This window comes from Salibacterium sp. K-3 (assembly GCF_054052005.1).
This window is the reverse complement of the sequence record NZ_JBSVZE010000003.1, coordinates 270238-291463: the sequence shown is the minus strand read 5'-3', so window position 1 is coordinate 291463 and position 21226 is coordinate 270238. Positions and strand designations below refer to the sequence as shown.

17 protein-coding genes are annotated in these 21226 nt (G+C 45.5%); 14 read left to right on the top strand and 3 right to left on the bottom strand.

Going from position 1 to position 21226, the window contains the following annotated elements:
* Positions 1-20: 20 nt before the first annotated feature.
* The gene (locus tag ACW9JV_RS16970) at positions 21-1994 is read left to right on the top strand and encodes a TRAP transporter permease (protein ID WP_457336612.1); all 1974 of its coding nucleotides are present in this window, start codon (positions 21-23) and stop codon (positions 1992-1994) included.
* A 292-nt stretch (positions 1995-2286) separates the two neighbouring features.
* Here the strand turns inward: ACW9JV_RS16970 and ACW9JV_RS16965 are convergent, their stop codons facing one another.
* Entirely contained in the window at positions 2287-3471 is a 1185-nt protein-coding gene (locus ACW9JV_RS16965) for an MFS transporter (RefSeq protein ID WP_457336610.1), read from the bottom strand.
* A gap of 214 nt (positions 3472-3685) precedes the next feature.
* Between ACW9JV_RS16965 and ACW9JV_RS16960 the strand changes: the two genes are divergently transcribed.
* Together ACW9JV_RS16960 and ACW9JV_RS16955 are read left to right on the top strand one after the other, a co-directional pair.
* Entirely contained in the window at positions 3686-5017 is a 1332-nt protein-coding gene (locus tag ACW9JV_RS16960; RefSeq protein WP_457336608.1) for an aromatic ring-hydroxylating oxygenase subunit alpha, read from the top strand.
* On the top strand, positions 5014-5514 hold the full coding sequence (locus tag ACW9JV_RS16955) for a 3-phenylpropionate/cinnamic acid dioxygenase subunit beta (RefSeq protein ID WP_457336606.1): 501 nt from the start codon (positions 5014-5016) through the stop codon (positions 5512-5514). Before ACW9JV_RS16960 ends, ACW9JV_RS16955 begins: the two co-directional genes overlap by 4 nt.
* 8 nt (positions 5515-5522) lie before the next feature.
* Here ACW9JV_RS16955 and ACW9JV_RS16950 read toward each other — a convergent pair whose 3' ends face one another.
* Entirely contained in the window at positions 5523-6419 is an 897-nt protein-coding gene (locus tag ACW9JV_RS16950) for an AraC family transcriptional regulator (protein ID WP_457336604.1), read from the bottom strand.
* An 87-nt stretch (positions 6420-6506) separates the two neighbouring features.
* On the opposite strand from ACW9JV_RS16950, the gene ACW9JV_RS16945 reads away from it, so the two are divergent.
* The 3 genes from ACW9JV_RS16945 to hpaD all read left to right on the top strand — a co-directional run bounded on the left by ACW9JV_RS16945 (position 6507) and on the right by hpaD (position 10173).
* On the top strand, positions 6507-7535 hold the full coding sequence (locus ACW9JV_RS16945; RefSeq protein ID WP_457336602.1) for an NAD(P)/FAD-dependent oxidoreductase: 1029 nt from the start codon (positions 6507-6509) through the stop codon (positions 7533-7535).
* A 127-nt stretch (positions 7536-7662) separates the two neighbouring features.
* The gene (hpaE, locus tag ACW9JV_RS16940) at positions 7663-9171 is read left to right on the top strand and encodes a 5-carboxymethyl-2-hydroxymuconate semialdehyde dehydrogenase (protein ID WP_457336600.1); all 1509 of its coding nucleotides are present in this window, start codon (positions 7663-7665) and stop codon (positions 9169-9171) included.
* 21 nt (positions 9172-9192) lie between these two features.
* Entirely contained in the window at positions 9193-10173 is a 981-nt protein-coding gene (hpaD, locus tag ACW9JV_RS16935; RefSeq protein WP_457336598.1) for a 3,4-dihydroxyphenylacetate 2,3-dioxygenase, read from the top strand.
* A 306-nt stretch (positions 10174-10479) separates the two neighbouring features.
* On the opposite strand, the gene ACW9JV_RS16930 is transcribed toward hpaD, so the two are convergent.
* Positions 10480-12246: a sigma-54-dependent Fis family transcriptional regulator gene (locus ACW9JV_RS16930; protein ID WP_457336596.1), complete on the bottom strand. Its 1767-nt coding sequence runs from the start codon at positions 12244-12246 to the stop codon at positions 10480-10482.
* A 236-nt stretch (positions 12247-12482) separates the two neighbouring features.
* Between ACW9JV_RS16930 and ACW9JV_RS16925 the strand changes: the two genes are divergently transcribed.
* The 8 genes from ACW9JV_RS16925 (at position 12483) to ACW9JV_RS16890 (ending at position 21204) form a co-directional block, all read left to right on the top strand.
* Positions 12483-13955, top strand: coding sequence for an aldehyde dehydrogenase family protein (locus tag ACW9JV_RS16925; RefSeq protein ID WP_457336594.1), 1473 nt, complete (start codon positions 12483-12485; stop codon positions 13953-13955).
* 123 nt (positions 13956-14078) lie between these two features.
* Positions 14079-15350 carry a styrene monooxygenase/indole monooxygenase family protein gene (locus ACW9JV_RS16920; RefSeq protein WP_457336592.1) on the top strand — a complete coding sequence of 424 codons (1272 nt, stop codon included), beginning with the start codon at positions 14079-14081 and terminating at the stop codon, positions 15348-15350.
* 18 nt (positions 15351-15368) lie between these two features.
* Positions 15369-15671 carry an EthD family reductase gene (locus ACW9JV_RS16915; protein WP_457336590.1) on the top strand — a complete coding sequence of 101 codons (303 nt, stop codon included), beginning with the start codon at positions 15369-15371 and terminating at the stop codon, positions 15669-15671.
* 200 nt (positions 15672-15871) lie between these two features.
* Complete coding sequence (locus ACW9JV_RS16910) at positions 15872-17191, top strand: flavin monoamine oxidase family protein (RefSeq protein WP_457336588.1); 1320 nt, start codon at positions 15872-15874, stop codon at positions 17189-17191.
* Between the two features lie 2 nt (positions 17192-17193).
* Entirely contained in the window at positions 17194-17532 is a 339-nt protein-coding gene (locus ACW9JV_RS16905) for a cupin domain-containing protein (protein ID WP_457336586.1), read from the top strand.
* A gap of 28 nt (positions 17533-17560) precedes the next feature.
* Positions 17561-18499, top strand: coding sequence for a DMT family transporter (locus tag ACW9JV_RS16900; protein ID WP_457336584.1), 939 nt, complete (start codon positions 17561-17563; stop codon positions 18497-18499).
* 39 nt (positions 18500-18538) lie between these two features.
* Positions 18539-19336 (top strand): MoaF C-terminal domain-containing protein, encoded by a 798-nt coding sequence (locus tag ACW9JV_RS16895; RefSeq protein ID WP_457336582.1) that lies wholly within the window; start codon positions 18539-18541, stop codon positions 19334-19336.
* Positions 19337-19476: 140 nt separating this feature from the next.
* Complete coding sequence (locus tag ACW9JV_RS16890; RefSeq protein ID WP_457336580.1) at positions 19477-21204, top strand: methyl-accepting chemotaxis protein; 1728 nt, start codon at positions 19477-19479, stop codon at positions 21202-21204.
* Positions 21205-21226: the final 22 nt, after the last annotated feature.

Below are 21226 nucleotides of genomic sequence, written 5' to 3'. Positions count from 1 at the left end.
ACCCGGAAGGAGGGAAATAGATGGCGCAACAGGAAAACGAACGATTCAGGCAGCTTCAGGGTTTCTCTTCTGTTATCTGGAAGACCGGCCTGCTCCTTATTCCGGTTTCCGGTATTTTGTATATACTCGGCATTCATCAGATGCTTGGATTTTCTGTATTTATGGAACAATATTCCGGTTTATTTCTTGGGTTGGTACTGGCCGGTATTTTCATCGGCGTTCCTTCGTCGAAAGAAAAAAGCGGATCAAACGTGCCATGGTATGACTGGATACTAGCCGCTATGGGTTTTGGAGCAGGCTTATTTATTGCGGTGTATTATCCTGTGATTGTCACGTACTTCGGGTACGTGACACCGGACCGGGTCGTCATCAGTATAGCGGCGATCCTGCTTATTCTTGAAGCGCTGCGCCGGACCTTCGGCTGGTCTCTGGTGTGTGTTGTCGGTGCGTTTTTGCTGTATGCCTTTTTCCCTTCTGTTTTTCCGGGAGCACTGCAGGGGGAACGCGGCGCATTGGACGATTTATTTAACTATTTGTATTTAGACACCAGCAGTCTGCTGTATATGTTGAATATAGCAGCAACAGTGGCATTGGCGTTTATATTATTCGGGCAGGTACTTTTGAAATTCGGCGGTGGGGACATTTTTAACGATCTGGCTTTTGCCGTTTTCGGAAGGTACCGCGGCGGTCCGGCAAAAGCATCCGTGGCCGGCTCCAGTCTTGTAGGAAGCATTTCCGGCGGCCCGGTATCCAATGTTATGTTGACGGGAACCATGACGATTCCGTTAATGATACGGAATGGATACACTCAGCGGCAGGCAGGTGCCATTGAATCGGTATCCTCCACAGGTGGTATGATCATGCCACCGGTGATGGGAATTGCAGCGTTTATTATTGCTGAGAATTTGGGAGTTCCCTATGGCGAAGTCGTCGTGGCAGGTATTATACCAGCGCTCCTGTATTATCTATGTCTATTCGTACAGGTGGATTTGAGAGCGGCGAAGCAGGGGCTCCTGGGTCTGGAAAAATCACAGCTTCCCGATTTGATGAAAACATTGAAAACGGGCTGGATTATACTTCCGATATTTGGATCTTTGCTTTACTTCCTTTTTGGAGCCGGGTATACGCCTACAACAAGCGGGGTCTATGCCGCAGCTCTTGCAGTACCGTTTTTATTAATCCAACGATCGATGTGGAAGGGAATAGGTAGCCGGCTGCTGAATGCGCTGCTCGGAGCAGGAAGAAGTCTGCTAGATATCGGCATTATTTTAGCGGCAGCGGGTCTGGTTACCGGCATCGTGAGCATTACCGGACTAGGTTTTAATTTGGCATTAATGCTTACGCAAATTGGGGAATCGAATTTATTGCTGCTTTTGGTAACAAGTGCGGCTGTATGTATTATTCTTGGCATGGGAATGCCGGCTGTGGCCGCCTATGCCCTGGTTGCTACGCTGATTGCACCGGCTTTGGTGGAACTTGGTGTGTATCCAATGGCAGCCCATTTGTTCGTCTTTTATTTTGCCAATATGTCCAGTTTCACCCCGCCGATTGCGGTCGCCAGCTTTGCGGCGGCTACCATTGCCAAAGATAACCCTTATAAAATCGGGTTTTCGGCAATGGCCTTTGGATTTGTAGGGTTAACTGTGCCATTTCTATTTGTCTACTCTCCTCATCTCCTGTTTGGAGTCGGGGAAAACAGCGGCAGTATTCAGGCTCTTCTGTTGATTGGATCCGTTATGCTCGGATTTGGCGTGTTGTCCATCAGCTTCGTCGGTTACCTGTTTCGGCCGCTTGGCCCCGTTATGCGCCTGTTTTTTGCAGCTTCGGCCGTGTTATTGTTATTCCCGGTATATAACGGGTTCGCTGTATTGTGGATGTTGAAAGCAGCCGGACTGCTCCTGGGAATACTGCTTTTTGCCCTGGAGATGAAGCGGAGACCGGATAAAAAAGAAAGTACATCTATCTACGTGGGAGCCGCAGATCATCCGTCTTAAAAGGTAAAGACTGAGACAAAAATCAACCCGGACGATTCTTCGGTGGATCGTCCGGGTTTTTTGTGTATCATTCAGGCTATATGATCTTTTGGCGCTCCCGCTTATAAACCTGCTTATTTGGCATGTAAAACACTCTGTTTGGCTTGTAACAGGTCTAATTTGGCCGGTAACGCACCATTTGGCTTGTATTGCGCTGTACTTGGCATGTAAATGGCGGGATTCGGCTTGTAAGTGCCATCGTTTGGATGGTAAGCTCCTTGCCCGGTGGCTCGTCCACAGATGGATCATCAAATTATACCACAGTCTTTTTCGAAAGAAGGAAGGTAACGATAAAACCGCATATGACCATGACAGCCAGTACTGCGAACGTAAAGCTGTATCCGCCTGTTTCTGAAAGATATACAGCCGTGACCGGACCAAACGTTGATCCGATAAACAGGAAGAAAGAATACAGCGACATGGCATTGGCTTTTTGGTCTCCTCCGTAGGAACCAAGAAACGAGATCACGGAGGGTACAGTGATGGAAATACCGGTGGTGAAAAAGATACTCCATATAACCAATAGGCCGACGGAGGACGAGAAACCGACAAAGAAAAGTCCCGCGGCCGCGAGAGCCAGACCAATCCGCATCATTAGAAAAATACCAAAACGGGAGACAAGGCGGCCTCCAAAAGGTGCTGTCAGCATGCCGATGATGCCGGCTGCCCGAATCCAGAGAATCCGGCTGTCATCATAGTTATATGTATCCTGCAGATATGCTTCGAGCGTGGAGTACATGCCTGTGAAACTGAATAATATTAATATCGTGACAACATAGCCGTAAAGGAAGATGGGTTTGGTCAAAACGTCGGTAAATTTTTGAATGACGGAACGACTGGAAGCGGCATGTACCCTATCCCCTGGGATGACAAAGAAAAAAAGGACACAAAGAATAAAATAAAAAGCCCCGAACAAGTAAAATACAAAGGACCAATGAAGGAATTCAATCAGGACACTGCTGTAAATCTGTCCGACGATGCCGGCCATTAAAAAACCGGCACTGATAAAACCAAGAGCGGTACCGCGTTTATGTTCAGGATAACATTCCGAGATATAGGTCAACGCCGTAGGAGCAAAAGACGCAGCAATGAAGCCCTGAATTCCGCGCATGACAATGGTACTTCCTGAGTTCGGCATGACCCCGATAAGAGGGGTGACAAGCATTAATATCAGAAGGCCGGATACAATGGTGTTTCTGCGGCCCAGACGGTCGGACAGCGGCGCAAAGCATACCGTACCGAGAGCATAACAAAATGAAGAGATGCTTGTTGTCCAGGCAGCTGTCCCGGCATTAATACCAAATTCCTTCATAAATACAGGATGAAGAGGGATGGTGACAAACAACGTGGAAACGACAAATAATCCACATACAAAAAATATAAAAGTCATGAGAAAGTAGGGAACAGGGCTGCTGAAAACTTGGTCAGTATCAGCCATGACAGAGATCTCCTTTCTGCATCTATTATTATATATGATATTATATATAATTAATGATGAAAACAATAAGATATGTCAAATGTCTAATGAGTCATGCAATATTTTACGATCATCCTTCATGGTACGATAAGAATTAATCGTTAAAATTATTCGAAAAGAGAAATTAATGTGAAAAATGAAGGCGCTGTCAAAAATTTTAGAGAGGTGACCATCAATGAACGCCGAGGAATTGAAACAAGCGAAAGAACAGTTGAAAGAAGGTCATTTTCCGCAGTGGATGGTGACCGACCCGGAAATTTATAAATTGGAACAGGATAAGATTTTTGCAAAAACGTGGTTGTTTATCGGTCACGAGTCCGAAGTACCGGATCCGGGCGATTATGTTACCCGGATGATGGCTGATGACCCGGTGTTAATGATGAAGAACAAAAAGGGAGAAATTAATGTATTCTTGAACTCCTGTTCCCACCGCGGCACAAGATTGTGTACAGAAGATTACGGAAATAAGAAAGCGCATACATGTCCATATCACGGCTGGACGTACAGCCTGGATGGCGATTTGATCGGCGTTGTAGCGGGGAACAAAGTATTTGGTGAAAAAATGGATAAGGGCGATTGGGGCCTGCGTTCGATTCCGCGGGTGGAAAGCTATCAGGGGATGATATTCGGTAATCTTGATTCGGACGCCATGCCGCTGGAAGAATACCTCGGTGACATGAAATGGTATTTTGATATTATGCTCGGCCGCAGCGACGGTGGAATGGAAGTGTGGGGAACGCCGCACCGATGGGTGGCAAAGGCGAACTGGAAAATGACCAGTGAAAACTTCGCAGCCGATCCGTATCACGTTCAGACGACCCACCGCTCCGCTGTCGAGCTGGAATTAACGCCAAAAGATCCGATGTATGCGTCTTACGGCCATCAGGTTGTGTTAAACAATGGACATGGTATTAATGTCATTACGTCTGAAACAGGGGAATCCCGCCTTAAATATCAAGGGATGCCGGAAGATATGTGGCCGATGTTTGAGAGAAACTTAACCGAGAATCAACAGGAAGTCTTTTCAAAAGTAACAAACTTCGTGGGCGGTGTCTTTCCCAATCTTTCGTTTATCAGCACACAGAGCGGATCGGAAGGAAATGGTCACAATCATTTGAATTTCAGGGTGTGGAGACCGCTCGGCCCGGATAAAATTGAGATTCTGGTATGGTTTATGATCGACAAAGCACTGCCACAGGAGTTTAAAGATAAGTCCTATCACGGGTTTTTAAACACATTTGGTGCCGCGGGGACGCTGGAGCAGGATGATACGGAAAACTGGGCACGAATCGTGGAAGCAAGCCAGGGCAAAATGGCAAGGGACCGCAACCTGAATTACAACAATGTCATTAACTACCTGATGGGGCTGGATCATCTGGAACCTGATGAGAACTTCCCGGGCCCCGGCACAGCTTATCCTTCCTGTTATACAGACCATATAGCCAGAAGCATGCATAAATATTGGCTCAGCCTGATTACAGCGGACATGGAGGAGGAGAATGTATGAATGCCGAGCTGCAGTATGAAATAGAACAGTTTTATTACCGGGAAGCCTATCTGCTGGATCATCGAAGATATGAAGAGTGGCTGGAACTGCTGGCGGATGATATTCAGTATGCCATGCCGTTAAGAGTGACCGTGGATAATAAAGAAGGGTCTAATATAAATGAAAACATGACCTATCTTGATGAGAAAAAACCCGATCTTACCATGCGTGTGGAAAGGCTGTTCACAAAATCAGCCTGGGTGGATAATCCGGCAACAAGGCAGCGCCACTACATTACGAATGTAATGATAGAGCAGGGTGATCATAAGAATGAGTATCATGTGTACAGCAGTTTTTTGTATAAACGAAGCCGTGATTCGGAAGTGGACACCGAAGAGCTGTTTGGAGAAAGAAAAGATGTTCTCCGGAAAAGCGGGGACCGGTGGGAAGTCGTATCACGCACGATTTATCCGGATCAGTCCGTTCTGACTGTTAAAAACCTGGCCATGTTTTTTTGAAAAGGGAATTATATGTAATCCCCTTTTCTCCGGTATTCTGCAGGACTTACTCCAACCGTCTGCCGGAATGATCTGCTCAATTGGCTTTGATCATCAATCCCTATTGTTTCAGCAATTTGTTTTAAAGGCATATTTGTCGTCAGCAGCAGTTCTCTGGCTTTTTGCATCCGCACGGTTCGTACGTATTCCATCGGGGCCATCTTTAAATGCTGCCGGAATAGAAGACTTAAGTGACTTTCGCTTAAGTATACTTGATCAGCCAATATTTTTAACGTTAATTTCTTATCCAGGTGATTGTTAATGAAATAAAAAAGCTGTTGAAAACGGGTATCGACCGTTGGGAACAGTTCTTCGGCATGAGGCTGCAGCAGTGTGAGCACCGTTTCGAGCCAGTTCAGCGTCAGTGAATTGAAGGAGAGCAGGTGGATCGTTTGATTTAAATCGAACTGCAGTTCACCGTTATCCGGGGAAAAAGGGTTCCTCTTCTCCGGGGACCATTCCTGCAGCAGCTGCTGCCATAAGCGGAGAAGTTTGTTTTTATCAGGTGATTCCGATAAATCCGTAATGATTGGAAATTGATACAGAGACATCAGATTAAAAGGACCAAGCCGGTTTTCAAGGGCAATCTCAAAATGATCCAGTGTTTTCTGTCTGGAAGGCAGGATTTCAAAAGGAACCTGGGAGGGGAACACAACCAGCTCTCCCTTTGTTACGTGATAAGTTGTCTCATTAATTTTTACCGTTTTTTCACCATCGTTCACATACCAAAACACGGTATAGGGACGGTCTGTTTTATCGATCCGCCACTCCGGCGGCCGGATGTTTTGATCAATACGGTAGATACGGAAATAGGTTTGATGAAGTTCATGAAAGGATCCTGGATGATTAAAGCTGTTGGAAGACATACCAAAACAGCACCCCCTTAGGTAAAGAATGATATAAACCGGTTACACTGTCAATAACGCCGTTATAGAAATAGAAAGAGGGATAAGATGAGCGAAGATGATAAATTATATGATGTTGTCGTGATAGGAGGCGGACCGGCAGGTTTATTTACAGCTTTTTATGCCGGTATGAGAGGGTTGTCCGTGAAGATCATTGAAAGTCTGCCGCACCTGGGAGGACAGTTAACAGCACTGTATCCGGAAAAATATATTTATGATGTAGCAGGTTTCCCGAAAGTCCGGGCGCAGGAACTGGTAGATCATTTAACCGAACAAATGGAAGAATTTAATCCCGAAGTTTGCCTCGATCAATCGGTAGAGAGATTGGAAAAACAGAGTGACGGAACATTCTTTCTTCAGGCTGTTTCCGGAGAAAAGCATTATACAAAAACCATCATTATAACAGCCGGGAACGGAGCCTTTCAGCCGAAAAAGATGAAACTTGAAGAGGCGGAACAATATGAAAACAAAAATCTTCATTATTTCATTCATGATCTGAATCAGTTTGACGGCAAGCGCGTGGTCGTGTTCGGCGGCGGTGACTCCGCGGTGGACTGGTCCCTGATGCTTGAACCGATTGCAAAAGAAGTGACGATTGTCCATCGGAGAGATACATTCCGTGCCCATGAACACAGTGTGGAGAACCTGCAGCAATCTTCTGTTCATATCGAGACTCCCTATAATCCTCTGAAACTTGTCGGCGAAGAAAATGTCGAACAGGTGGTACTTCAGAAAGCAAAATCCGAGGAAGAAAAAACAATAGACGTGGATGAGGTTATCGTAAACTACGGATTTGTATCGAAACTCGGCGCTATTAACGACTGGGGCCTGAATATTGAAAAAAATTCGATCGTTGTCAACAGCCGGATGGAGACCAGTATAGAAGGCATATATGCAGCAGGTGATGTGACAACGTTTGACGGGAAAGTGAAATTGATCGCAACCGGGTTCGGGGAAGCCCCGATGGCCGTCAGCAGTGCGAAAGTTCACATTGAGCCGGACGCCAAACTGCAGCCCGCTCACAGCACAAGCATTATGGATCAATCCGATGCCAAAGAAACAGCCGTTTCAAAATAATATTACGTTCCTCCGGGTATGGAGAAGCAGTCGATAAAAGGAAATGGAATAATCAAAATTGTGGATATAATATATGATTAAATATATAATAAAATTATGAATGAATACTTCATAGGGGAGTGAAACGATGACAGACCAGGTACAAACGAAAACAGCCTCCATCGAAAAGAACGTCAAAGATATTCAGCATTACATTGACGGTACGTTTGTCGATGCCGGTACAAAAGAGGTATTTGATAATTACAGCCCGTTCACGAACGAAAAAATCAACGCAGTGGCTTCCGGCGGTGAGGAAGAGATTGATAAAGCAGTAAAAGCAGCCCGGAAAGCGTTTAAAGGAGAGTGGGGGGATCTAAAGCTTAAAGAACGCCTCACCTACATTAACCGCATTGCAGATTTAATCGATGAACACATTGATGAAATCGCTCCGCTTGAATCTTATGATACCGGACTTCCGGTAAGCCAGACGAAAAAAATGGTAGCACGTGCAGCCAACAACTTCCGCTTTTATGCAGAGATGGTTTCGAGCCGGCTCGTCGGTGAAGCCTATCAGGTAGATGATGACTTTCTAAACTATACGATTCACAAGCCGGTGGGCATTGCCGGTCTGATTACCCCCTGGAACGCACCATTTATGCTGGAAACCTGGAAGATAGCGCCGGCTCTGGCAACAGGAAATACGGTGGTATTGAAACCTGCGGAATGGTCACCGCTGACCGCGAACCGCCTTGCCGAAATTATTGATAAGGCGGACCTGCCTGATGGTGTCTTTAATGTTGTCCATGGGTTTGGTGAGAAAGCCGGAGCCTCCCTGGTGGAACACCCGGATGTGGAGCTTATTTCCTTCACCGGTGAAACGACGACCGGTGCGGAAATCATGAAAAACGGCGCAGATTCTTTGAAACAGTTTTCCATGGAGCTGGGCGGGAAATCGCCCATTATTGTGTTTGACGATGCCGACGTAGAACGTGCACTGGATGCCTGTACCTGGGGAATTTTCTCCTTTAACGGGGAAAGGTGTACAGCAAACTCCCGCTTGTATATCCATGAAAACATCGCTGAATCTTTCGTAGAGAGACTGAAGGAACGAGTGCAGAACATTGTCGTCGGTGATCCCATGAAAGAAGATACGCAAATTGGTCCGTTGATTCACACCAATCACTATCAAAATGTGAAAAGCTATCTGGAAAAAGCAAAAGAAGAGGGTTGTGACGTTTACAGCGGTAACGTTCCGGAAGATATGAAAAAAGGAAACTTTATTCCGCCGACGATACTGTTGAATGCCAGAACCGATATGACCGTCGTACAGGAAGAGATATTCGGCCCTGTTATTGCCGTCATGACGTTCAAAGAGGAGGAGGAAGTCATTGATCTTGCAAACGATGTCCGCTACGGCCTGGCCGGGTATGTATGGACGCAGGATATACAGCGCGGCCACCGGGTGGCGCAGGCAGTGGATTCCGGCATGCTGTGGATAAATTCACAGAATGTGCGTGACCTGCGGACTCCGTTTGGAGGTTCGAAACACAGCGGCATCGGCCGTGAAGGCGGACACTATGCGTTTGAATTCTATACCGAAGTCCAAATCATTCACGTTGCACTCGGAGATCACTATATTCCGCAATTTGGAAAATGAAAGAGAAAGGAAGATTTGATCTTGAATTTTGATATCATCCGCTGCGGCCGTGCAGTACTGCATGTCACCGATCTGGAAGCCTCAAGGGCGTTTTATGACGCCCTGGGCTTTATTGAAACCGATTCCGATAAAGAAAACATTTTTCTGCGGGGGCTGGAGGAGCATAACCATCACAGCCTTTGGCTGAAAAAGAGAGCCGAGCCTGCGCTGGAAGTTATCAGCTATAAGGTTCGGACGGATGAGGATCTGAATCGTCTGGAGAGCTTTTTTCGTGAACAGGGACAAGATGTTCTGCATATGGAAGCCGGTTCCCAGAAGGCTCTCGGCCGTTCCATTCGTGTCATGGATCCGGCCGGCATGCCGGTGGAATATTATGCCGAAATGGAGACGGCCGAGCGCATGCTGCAACGCTATGACGTCTATAAAGGAGCCAAAGTGCAGCGTATCGATCATTTCAACTGTATGGTTTCGGATGTGGAGAAAGCCTATTACTATCACGTGAATGATCTCGGATTTGCCTGCTCGGAATACACCGCGGGTGATGAAGAGCGGATATGGGCGGCATGGCTGCACCGGAAGCCGAGCGTGCATGATGTGGCGTTCATGAATGGCCCGGGACCGCGCCTGCACCACATCGGTTTTTGGCTGAAAGATCCGATGAGTTTAATCGACGGCTGTGATTACCTGGCCGCCAAAGGCTATGCTCCGAATATTGAACGGGGACCGGGACGCCACGGATTGTCGAATGCCTTCTTTCTCTATCTGCGCGACCCGGACGGTCATCGTATCGAGTTGTATAACGGCGACTATCTGACAAGCGATCCGGATTTTGAACCGATCCGCTGGGATCTGAATGATCCCATGCGTCAGACGTTCTGGGGTCATGAAGCACCGGACAGCTGGTTTGAAGAAGCCACCCGGGTGCTGGACGTCCAAAGTGGACAGAAACAGGAGCTGGCGGAGCCGACCTTGAAAAAGAGGAAACCTAATTTTGTGATTTAACATTGACCTGCTTTGTTATAAAAGATGAGGAAGGAACGGCTGTCCCTATTTCGTTTCAGGGGACAGCCTTCTTTTAATAGACAGGGAGCTCTTTCCGGCGTCCGATTTTCCTCGTCATACGGACAAAATGAGGAAGAGGGAGCTCAAAAACGTAAGTATGAACTGCTCATAAGACCGTTTTGGACAGCTGAGGGCCGGTCAAACGTAACATAGAACACGTCATAGTGACGTTTATGGACACACAAGCAGTCAAAACGTAACGATGAGAAAACGATGGAGCCTGGGCGGTTTTCCCAGGCTCCGTTTTTATCGAGTTAATTGGTACTGCTCTATTTTGCGGTACAGCCGGCTTCTTGTTATACTCAACTGCTCTGCCGCCTGTTTAATGTTACCATTTGTGAATTCCAGTGTTCTCTGTATGGCTTCTTTTTCCACCTCTTCCAGCGTCACAGCCGTCGAATCGGGGTCGTTATCCGCCTGTTGGTGTATAGGGAGCTGCAGATCTTCTTCTGTGATGATCCCTTCTTCGGCCAGAAAGCTGGCTTGGTTCAAAACGCTGATTAATTCGCGGATGTTTCCGGGCCAGTCGTAGCAGCTTACGGCATTCAGGGCAGATGAACTCAGTCTGCTTAATGGATCAATATCCTCCAGAAATGATTCCGCCAGGTAGATTAAGTCTGTCCGTTCCCTCAAGGGCATCACGTGTAACGTAATCCCTTTCAGCCGGTAATATAAATCCGAACGGAACTGTTTAGTGTCCACCAGATGTTGCAGATCGGCGTTGGTTGCTGCAACCACCCGGACATTTATTTTTTTGGTGTGATTGGAGCCAAGAGGGGTGATTTCCTGTTCCTGCAGGACGCGCAAAAGAGCAACCTGTGCCTGCAGCGGCAGTTCTCCGACCTCATCGAGAAAGATAGTACCGTTGTGTGCCGCTTCGAATTTTCCTTTTTTCCCTTTTGGATCCGCCCCGGTAAAAGCTCCTTTTTCATAGCCGAACAGCTCACTTTCCAGCAGATGGGAAGGGATCGCGCCGCAGTTCACGGTAATAAACGGCTGCTGCCTCCGGTCACTGTGGGAGTGAATGGATTGGGCAAACACTTCTTTGCCGGTCCCGGTCTCTCCTTCCAGGATGATAGGAAGATCGGCAGCCGCGGCTTTGGCTGCAAGCTTTATCTGTTTTTCTACGTGTGGGCAGTCTCTTTTTATATCACTGAATGTATAAAGGGATGGATCAGCATTTCCACGGGCGGCTTCCGGTTGAACGGAGTACGACCTCCACCACTTGTTCCGTTTGTCACTGATGACTTCTATTGGGTATTCTTCTTTGTAAAAACGGCCGACACAGTCCCGTCCCAGTAATTGTTTGGCGGACTCGTTGGCACGGATAATGTAATGGTCCGGATCCAGTGAAATAATCGGTTCGTGATAATGATCGGAAAGGTGCTGAAGTTCGCGGAGCGCAAGGACTTTTTCGTTTGTCACGTTTTGAAACATCATTTTGTGCTGTATCGATTCAGCCGCCAGTTTTCCCATGGTAAGAGATGAATCATGGAAAACAGAGGAAACACTGTAGATATTAATGACTCCTGCCACTTCACCGCTTGGAGCAATGATTGGATTTGCCGCACACGTTAATGGAGCATTCTCTTCATAAAAATGTTCGTCCCCGAACAAAATGATGGGGTTTTGTTCTTTTAACGCAATTCCCGCTGCATTTGCCCCTTTCTCCTGCTCCGTCCAGCTGATCCCTTCCTGAAAAGTTCCGTTTATACGGAGATGGTATAATTCATCCCGGTTCTCAAGGCCGCCGCCTCCGACGGAATAAATAACACGCCCGTTTCGGTCAAGCAGTGTACCGGCATGCTGATGATTACTCAGAAATGGATCAAGGTCCTGCAGCACCGGGGAGGCCAGTTGCAGGAGCAGTTCATTTTCTTCTTTTAATTCTTTTACGCCGTTCGAGGTTGGATGCTGGGGACTGGATAATGCATGGCGGTTCATATTCCTTTCCAGACACCGGTCCCAGGAATTTTTGATTATGTCTTCTCGTGATACAGCGAGATGATCCACATACAGCACCTCCTATAAGAAAGCCTTTTCATATAGTATATCATGCTTTACGGGTCTAAATATAGAAGATCATATATGATGTTCAGATAATGTATCAAAATCGTACAATCGTGTTCGATTTTCGAACAGTCTGCCTGGAGCAGGTGGATAAAAAGAGGGAAAAGACGGAGGATGAAAGTTGGCATAAGAATTGCATTAATTATAAAATGAATCATCCAATAAAAAGGAGGAGTACTATGCCGGAGCATCATAAACTTTTTATCGGCGGAAAATGGGAAAACAGTGCCTCAGGGGAAGTCATAGAATCCATCAACCCGGCTACCGGTGATAGTTATTTGACCGTATCGAAAGCCGGTGCGGAAGATGTGAACAAAGCGGTGAGTGCTGCCAGGAATGCATTTGAAGCCGGAGCCTGGGCGGATATGGCACCGGGAGACAGGGGACGTCTTCTTAATAAGGTGGCGCAGAAATTATGGGAAAATGCAGAATATCTTGCAGAAGTAGAATCCCGCGACAACGGACTGCCGATTAATGATACAACGATGATTGCGATTCCTGCGGCCATTGATGTGCTGGAATTTTATGCGGGCCTCGCAAATAAAATTCAGGGCGACACCCTGTCCTCCCCCAATGACCGATTTAACTATACGCTGAAAGAGCCGCTTGGGGTCATCGGTGCAGTTGTGCCGTGGAACTTTCCGATTATGCTGGCAATGTGGAAGATTGCACCGGCTCTTGCTGCAGGTAACACGGTTGTTGTAAAGCCGCCGGAGGAAACACCAGTCAGCCTGCTCGAACTTGCCAGATTGTTTCAGGAAGCAGGGGTTCCGGATGGTGTGCTGAATGTAGTGCCGGGAGACGGTCCGGATGCCGGAAATGCTCTTTCCTCCCATCCAGACGTTGATAAAATCGCGTTTACCGGATCCACGAACACAGGCCGGGTGATCATGCAGGCAGCCAGTCAAAACCTGAAGCCGGTGAGTCTGGAACTTGGCGGCAAATCGCCGAACATTGTATTTGAAGATGCAGAGATTGAACAGGCAGTCAATGGCTCCATGTTCGGTATCTATTTTGGACAGGGACAGGTATGCGCGTCAGGATCGCGTCTGTTTGTACAGGACAGTATTTACGAGGAGTTCATGGAAAAATTCAGAGAAAAAGCACAGAAAATACAAACCGGAGACCCGCTTGATTCCTCTACCCAGATGGGCCCCCAGATCTCCCAGGCGCAGCTGGAGCGCATTGAATCCTATGTATCTTCCGGAGTAAAGCAGGGAGCCACGTTGACTGTCGGCGGAGAACGCCAGACCACCGCAGGAGGAGGCTATTACTTCACACCGACGATTTTTGAAAACGTTACCAATGACATGACAATAGCTCAGGAAGAAATATTCGGCCCGGTCATATCCGTTATCCGTTTCAAAGATGAAGAAGATGCGGTGAAGAAAGCGAACGATACGATCTACGGACTCGCCTCCGGCATGTGGACGACAAATGTGAAACGAGCACACCGGATGGCAAGGAAACTGAAAGCAGGTACGGTCTATGTCAATACTTTCAGCATGCTCGACAGTGCTGCTCCGTTCGGGGGAACCAAGCAGAGCGGTTTCGGCCGGGAACTGGGAATGCAGGCAATTGACATGTACACCGAGACCAAACATGTGTGGGTGGATTTAAGTGAAAATGGTCTGAATTGGTACGGATTGTAATCTAAAGGGAGGGTGTCCGCGGGAACCCGAAAAACAGGATATTCTTCACTTATTTGAACTTTCCTATTAACAGAAACTTGGTATACTGCTTTTTTTAGATACCTTAAATTGGGAGGGAATACATTGAAGAAAGAGGCTGATATCGGGATTGTAGGGGCCGGCGTTGCAGGGCTGCATTTAGGATTGTTCTTAAAAATGAACGGGGTCTCTGTGACGATTTATACAAATAAAACGGCTGATGAGTTGAGAGAAGGAAGGCTTCCGAATACGGTAGCCCATCATCATAATACCAGACACAGAGAACGCCATTTAGGAGTTAACTTCTGGGATGGCCCGGAATACGGCTACTGTTCCCACTACCACTATATTAACGCGGAGGATCCGCTTCATTTTCGAGGAGATTTTAATTTTCCGAGCTGTGCTGTTGACTATCGTTTATACCTGCCTGCTCTTATGAAAGAATTTGAAAATAGAGGGGGGACGATAAAAATAGCCGACTTACAGGAGGAAGATATTGATCAATTGTCGACAGCTCACGATTTAATTGTTGTTGCAGCAGGGAAGGGAAGCTTTAAAAACTTGTTTTCAAGGGTGGCAGAGCATTCTCCTTTTACCAGCCCGCAAAGAAATTTGTGTGCCGGCCTGTACAGCGGCGTCGAGTATCCGAATCCGCGGGGCACGACAATCAGTACATCACCGGGACATGGAGATCTTCTGGAAATACCTGTATATTCCTTTAGCGGTCATGTCACTGCCTTGTTATTTGAAAACGTACCAGAAGGAGATTTAGATCCTCTCTCGAAGGTAAGCCCGCATGAAGACCAATCCTCTTTTGAAGAACTGGTGCTTGAAAAGCTTAAACGTCATCATAAAGCCACTTATGAACGTGTGGACCGTGATACTTTTGGTTTGACAGACACCAAAGATATTATTCAGGGAAGTTTGACCCCCGAGATCAGGGAATCTTATGTTCATCTTGCTAATGGTACCTACGCTGTTTCAGTGGGTGACGCTCATATGACTGTGGATCCGATTGTCGGACAGGGAGCTAATGCGGCATCTTATTCAGCCTGGGTATTAGGTCAGACCATCCTGGAGGAAATCAATTATGATATTCATTTCTGTGAAAAAGTAGCATTAAGAAGATGGGAATATTTATCCTCTGTTTCAAACTGGGTGAATTTTATGATTGGATCACCCACGCCCGAACCTCATTTAGTGGAATTAATGACAGCCATGTCTTCCAATAAGGAGATTGCCAACGATTTCACCAATAATTTTAACGATCCTATTAAACAATGGGACATTCTTGCTTCTCCGGAAAGAACCAAACAATATTTAAACCAGTTTAAAGCATATTCAGGGGAAGTTCGTCCGTCCGGAGTATCTAAATAAGGGAAAAGAGGTGAGGTTATGTATCGCTTGAAAGTAATGTATCCGGCGCCTAAAGACCCTGAATATTTTAGACAATATTATCAACAACAGCACATTCCACTAGCAAGAACGCTGCCGCATCTGCAAGATATGAGATATGGAATGGACATTCAGGGGATGGAGGAGCCCAGCCCGTATTTCTGCATCTGGGAAGGTGATTTCAACAATAAGGAAGAAATGGATAAAGCATTACAGTCTGAAACAGGTCAAAAGGTTGCCGATGATGTGTTCAACTTTACAACAAACGGAGCTGTATTGGTTCATTATGAGATTGTAACGTAATGAAACAGGGGGTTCACGTGATCCCCCCTTCACCCGGCATTTGAAAGCAACAATACACAAAACGATGTAAATGATCGGTCATAAGCCCACTCACGCAGTAACAGAAGACCGGGACCAAACATGTATGGGTGGATTTAAGTGAAAATGGTCTGAATTGGTACGGCCCTTTAAATACGGCCCTTTAAAGAGGAGAATTCATTGTGGCAAATCATTATGATGTAATTATTGTAGGCGGTGGATTTGCAGGACTAACGACAGCAAGGCAGTTAAATAATGAAGGTTATAAAACTCTGATTCTGGAAGGCAGAGACCGTCTTGGAGGACGCACATGGTACGAAGAGAGAATGGGAAGAAAACTGGAACTGGGAGGGACATGGGTGCATTGGTTTCAGCCTCACGTGTGGGCTGAAATCACCCGTTATGGTTTAGAGACCACGCATTCACCGATTCCCGAAGAAGCATACTGGATTGCAGACAATAAATTGGAATCCGGTACACCTGATGACTTATTTGCTTTGATCGGCGAAGGGATGGAGTACTTCTCAGAACAATGCCGGGACTATTTCCCGAATCCGTATGAGCCTCTGTCCGGTGAAAATATTAAAGAGATAGATCACTTAACGGTCGCGGATAAGATTAATGAACTACAGTTAAATCCAAGAGTTCACGACCTCGTTTACAGCATGTGGGCACTGAATTTTAATGGTTATCCAGATAAAGGAGGGTATACCCAGGCACTGCGGTGGCTCGCTCTTTCCAATAACGATTGGGAGCTGTGTCTGGAAATCTGTGCTTTCTTCAAGTTGAAACACGGTACAAAAGCGTTAATTAACAGCATTGCAAGTGATGTTACCGGAGACATTGTAACCGGAAAAACAGTAGGGAAAGTAGAAAAAAATAGTGATGGGTACAGTGTTGTTACAAAAGATCAGGAGGTGTATAAAGCGGGATCCGTCGTTGTCACGCTTCCATTAAATATATTGAACAGCATCGAATTTTCTCCATCATTATCCGAACCAAAACAAAAAGCGGGAGGGGAAGGCCAGACCAGCTCCGGAGTGAAATTGTGGGCAAAAATAAGGAATTGGTCAAAACCTTTCGTAGCGTTTGCTCCGGCTGACTATCCCTTGAATTATATTCAATATGAATACCAAGCTGGAGAAGATGCTATATTACTTGGATTTGGTCCGGACGCAGGCAGGCTGAATCCTGAAAACCGTGAAGAGGTGGAAAAAGCGGTAAGGTATTGGATACCCGAAGCAGAAATTATTGAAAGTGAAGGACACGATTGGGTCAGTGATGAGTTTGCAGGGGAAACATGGCCGATGCAGCAGCGTAATCAACTGACAGAATATTTAGCTGAATTACAGCGTCCTGAAGATGGGCTGTTTTTAGCAGGTTCTGATTATGCTGATGGGTGGGCCGGTTTTATGGACGGCGCAATTGAAAGCGGATTCAAAGTGAGTAATAAAGTACATTCGTATCTAAAAGATAGTCAATCTTTAACGAAAGAGGGATAAGCTTGGGAAATTATTTCACCGAGAGCATTCAAACAGGTAAATGGGAAGATTTTATGGTGCAGGGGAACAAGATCGGAGACGTGAAAGTTATAAAATCCGATGACCATACAACGGTTGGTTTATGGAAGCATACCCCGGAAGAGCATCCGGATGGTATGCCGTATGGAGTGGAAGGCACAGAGACATTTCACGTCGTGGAAGGGAAAGCGATACTCACGACCGGTGATGGGGAAGAGATTACAATGAAACCTGGCCATGTTTACTCCTTTTCAAACGGTTTTGAAGGGACATGGAGAACCATAGAACCGTTTATGAAGTTTTTTGTGACAACAACTGCCTAATCTGAATAAAAAATGGAGGTATTTTATTATGGATAGAGGATTATTACTGTTTCTTATATCGATGTCATGTATTGGACTTGGTGTTCCGCTCGGCGGAGTGATGATGGAAACCTTCCCGGTTTGGCTGTTTACTTGTATAACGATTATCGTAGCAACCTTAATATTGGTTCCCATTGCAACAATCTATGAAAAAACGAAGTGGACCCAGCTGGGCTTGAAAAATTACTTCGGAATTTTTATGCAAGCATTATTAACTGTGACATTGTACACTGTTTTTCAACTGTACGGTTTAACTTATGCAAGTCCTGTTGCTGTAGGGATTATTACCAGCATTACACCTGCTGTTGTAGCAGTGCTTGCATTGTTCTTATTACGTGAGCGTTTGAATATGAAGAAAGGATTTGCCATTTTATTAGCTATCATTGCTGTTTTAATCATGAACGTTGCAGGTGTTGAAATTGAGGGTGGTTCCAATGGTCTTGGCATTCTGTTTATGTTGTTAGCGGTAGTGTCGATGTCTTTATTCTTCATCTATGCCAAGAAGTTCTCCGTAAAATTGCCTCCGATAACGTTAGCAGCTGGTTTGTGTTTCTTTGGAATAATCCAGACTTTACCAATGGCGATTTATGAGTTTAGTTCAATTGATGTGACGATTTTTAATGATGGCGCTGCCTGGCTGGGAATCTTTTTTTACGCGATGCTGGCTTGGGTACTTGCTTATGTCTTTACATTTTTAGGGATACCGCGGATCAATGCAAGTACAGCTGGTATGGCTACCGCAGCTATACCCGTCGTCTCAACCATTGCTGCCGTCATATTTTTTGGGGAAGCAATACGAATCGTAGATATTATTGCGTTAATTCTTGTTTTAGCTTCTATATTTATAGCTGAATCTCAGGAAAAAACAGATGCTCAATCAAACGAAGTGCCGCCGACACAATCGGATGAGAATGCAGTAAATAAATAATGCCTTTACTCAATAACGTGTAAGGATAGGAGAGATATTATGAGCGGCAATCAGGAGTTTATTAGTGTAGGTGAACTATCAGTTGGGATCAGCGAAAATATTATGCAGCCAACAGAAAATTTGGTTGGGAAAAAACTTCATTTATATAGCAAGGAAGAAACAAATTATGAAGTAATATTTGTTGATATTGAAACTTTGAAATGGTCGGAAATTAATAATGGTGAAGCAGAGTCATTTGTATGCCAATATACAGCCGTGATGCCAAGAAATAATCTGTATCTTGTTGATTTTATTGTTTCTTTTGGGGACACTTTTTCCATTTCATTGATTCTGGATTTAGACAAAAATATTGCTACAAAACTGAAGGCAGAGCTCCCTGATTCTGAAGATATCTCTGTGCCTATGCTGCATCGTGCAGAAAGAGGAGAATCTCTAACATCGGTAAAAGCAGCATTTGAACATTTATCCATTGATAAACCTTTCACTTCCGAGACTCCAACACATCAACAAACTACAGATTTAATTGGTGAAACGATTGAATTCGATTACAGTCACAAAGACAAATATGAACACATCTATTTAAATGAGAACAGGTTTACATGGCACTGTCTAGAAGGCAGTGAGAAAGGGCTGGCGGATACTGATCAGTGTTACTACTACAAACTAGCTGACCAATTGTATTTGTTTGTATGGTTGGAAAAAGTTATTCCTACCGTTGGTTTGGTAGTCGAAGATTTATCCGCCCTCCGCTCTTACGGCAAGATTTTCGGATATGAAGGGTTCCAAACAGGGCGTATTTCTAATTTTCCGGTTGGTTCATATGCCAGTATTCGTTAATCCAGGAGCATTTCGAAAAGCAGGTATTCGGAGACAAAGAAATTAGAGAAATCTTAGGAAAAGATAAATTATAAAAAAGCACAGCATCTACTATCTTTCGGATGTAGGTGCTGTTTCTGTTAGAGCTGGGGGGAAGAGAAATGTACTCAATCGTACTTACATTGTTGTCATTGCTGTTTGGACTCACCGGAATCCTATATCGGGATCAAAGTATCGGGATCGCTCTATCCATTATTGCAATGATTCTGTTTGTTGGAGTGATAATTAAAATCCATGTGCAGACATCCAGGATAATGGTTGTTTCCAAAGAACTCTTAAAGAAAACCTTTCTAGGTGATTATAAATTGATGGAGACTGGAATTGATGAAGTGAAGCATTTTGTGAAACGGGTGGAACAGCTTTCTGACTCCAAAAAAAGCAGGGACCAGGTGATCAGCTGGCTCCAGGACATGCTGGATCAAAATGAAGGTTTTTTGGGGATGTGGGCGGTCTGGGACCACAATGCTTTTGACGGACGCGACCGTGAGTACGCCGGGACGGGACATCACACCTCCACCGGCCGCTTTTCCCCGTATTGTTTTAAGCAGGGAGGCAAAAAAGAAGTCGTATTTGCCGACGGCTTTGAAGACGTGGAGTATTATACACTTCCGAAAAGCCGGGGGGAGCTGACGATTATAGATCCATTTGTGGATGACTCCAGTGGGGAGAATATTCTTATTACGACAGTCGCCTATCCGATACAGGAAAACGGAAAGTATGTCGGGGTGGCAGGCGTCGATATTCAATTAAATGAAGCGAGAACAATTTATAAAGATTTGCTGCACAAAAGTAAGTATGAAAGCTGCACGGAAGAGGAACTGTTTGATATGTTAAGAAATGGTTCCAGAGAAACGAAACAGTTGGGACAGGCTGTCCAGGCAGGCGGGGAAAATAAAAGAGAAATGGTGGAGCAGTTGGCCGGGATGGCGGAAAAGCTGGAAGAATCATCGAATCAATTGTCTTTCAGGTTTCAGGAGTCGTCCCGGGCCGCCGAAGACAGTTATCAAACGATTGATGAAATTTCGAGGAGTGCGACGGTATTGGCAGAAAATACGGAAGAAGCTGCCTCCATTATCGGTGAATTAAGTGATGTCATCGAAAAAGACCATGCCGGTATCCAGGAGTTGAATCATTCGGCAGATGAGGTTCTGGAGATAAAAAATAAAATACAGAACGCGATCGAGGAATTGGTTCGAAACAATGAAAAAAACAAGCAGGCTTCTGAGAATATCAGCCGGGTGATATCCACCACCCATCAAAAGGCGGAAAAAATCAATGAGGCGAGTTTGATGATTAAAAATATATCAAATCAAACCAACCTTCTTGCGCTGAATGCAGCAATTGAGGCTTCCCGTGCCGGAGAAGCAGGGAAAGGGTTCGCTGTCGTGGCAGAAGAAGTGCGAAAACTGGCCGATCAATCCAATCAGTTTACTGAAGAAATAGAAAAAATCACGGAAGACCTCACAGGAAAAACGGAACAGGCCGTTCAAACCAACGAAGAACTTCTGGAAACGATGAAGGGACAGACCGAAAGCGTACAATCGACCGAACAACATGTTCAAAGAATCGCCGACGCGCTGCAAAGTACTCAAGACACAATTGTCCAGTTGAATGATTCGCAGAAAAAAATGAAAGAGGGCAAAGAAAACGTGGCAGCTGCCATTGAAAATATCTCAGCCGTGTCCGAGGAAAATGCTGCAGGCACTCAGCAGTTATCGGCAAACATGAAAGGATTGACAGAATCGATGGAAGAAATAGCAGGAACGAGTGAAGAATTAACGGATTTCGCGGAAGAAATTAAACATAATGTTGTGAAACATAAGCAATAAAAGTCAGGCCGCTTCTATAAGG

Excerpts from the sequence above, each read along its gene's own strand:
- ACW9JV_RS16970 (WP_457336612.1), top strand. The coding sequence starts at position 21 with ATGGCGCAACAGGAAAACGAACGATTCAGGCAGCTTCAGGGTTTCTCT.
- ACW9JV_RS16950 (WP_457336604.1), bottom strand. The coding sequence starts at position 6,419 with ATGTCTTCCAACAGCTTTAATCATCCAGGATCCTTTCATGAACTTCAT.
- ACW9JV_RS16925 (WP_457336594.1), top strand. The coding sequence starts at position 12,483 with ATGCCGGAGCATCATAAACTTTTTATCGGCGGAAAATGGGAAAACAGT.
- ACW9JV_RS16965 (WP_457336610.1), bottom strand. The coding sequence starts at position 3,471 with ATGGCTGATACTGACCAAGTTTTCAGCAGCCCTGTTCCCTACTTTCTC.
- hpaE (WP_457336600.1), top strand. The coding sequence starts at position 7,663 with ATGACAGACCAGGTACAAACGAAAACAGCCTCCATCGAAAAGAACGTC.
- ACW9JV_RS16900 (WP_457336584.1), top strand. The coding sequence starts at position 17,561 with ATGGATAGAGGATTATTACTGTTTCTTATATCGATGTCATGTATTGGA.
- ACW9JV_RS16955 (WP_457336606.1), top strand. The coding sequence starts at position 5,014 with ATGAATGCCGAGCTGCAGTATGAAATAGAACAGTTTTATTACCGGGAA.
- ACW9JV_RS16960 (WP_457336608.1), top strand. The coding sequence starts at position 3,686 with ATGAACGCCGAGGAATTGAAACAAGCGAAAGAACAGTTGAAAGAAGGT.
- ACW9JV_RS16945 (WP_457336602.1), top strand. The coding sequence starts at position 6,507 with ATGAGCGAAGATGATAAATTATATGATGTTGTCGTGATAGGAGGCGGA.
- ACW9JV_RS16895 (WP_457336582.1), top strand. The coding sequence starts at position 18,539 with ATGAGCGGCAATCAGGAGTTTATTAGTGTAGGTGAACTATCAGTTGGG.
- ACW9JV_RS16890 (WP_457336580.1), top strand. The coding sequence starts at position 19,477 with ATGTACTCAATCGTACTTACATTGTTGTCATTGCTGTTTGGACTCACC.
- ACW9JV_RS16915 (WP_457336590.1), top strand. The coding sequence starts at position 15,369 with ATGTATCGCTTGAAAGTAATGTATCCGGCGCCTAAAGACCCTGAATAT.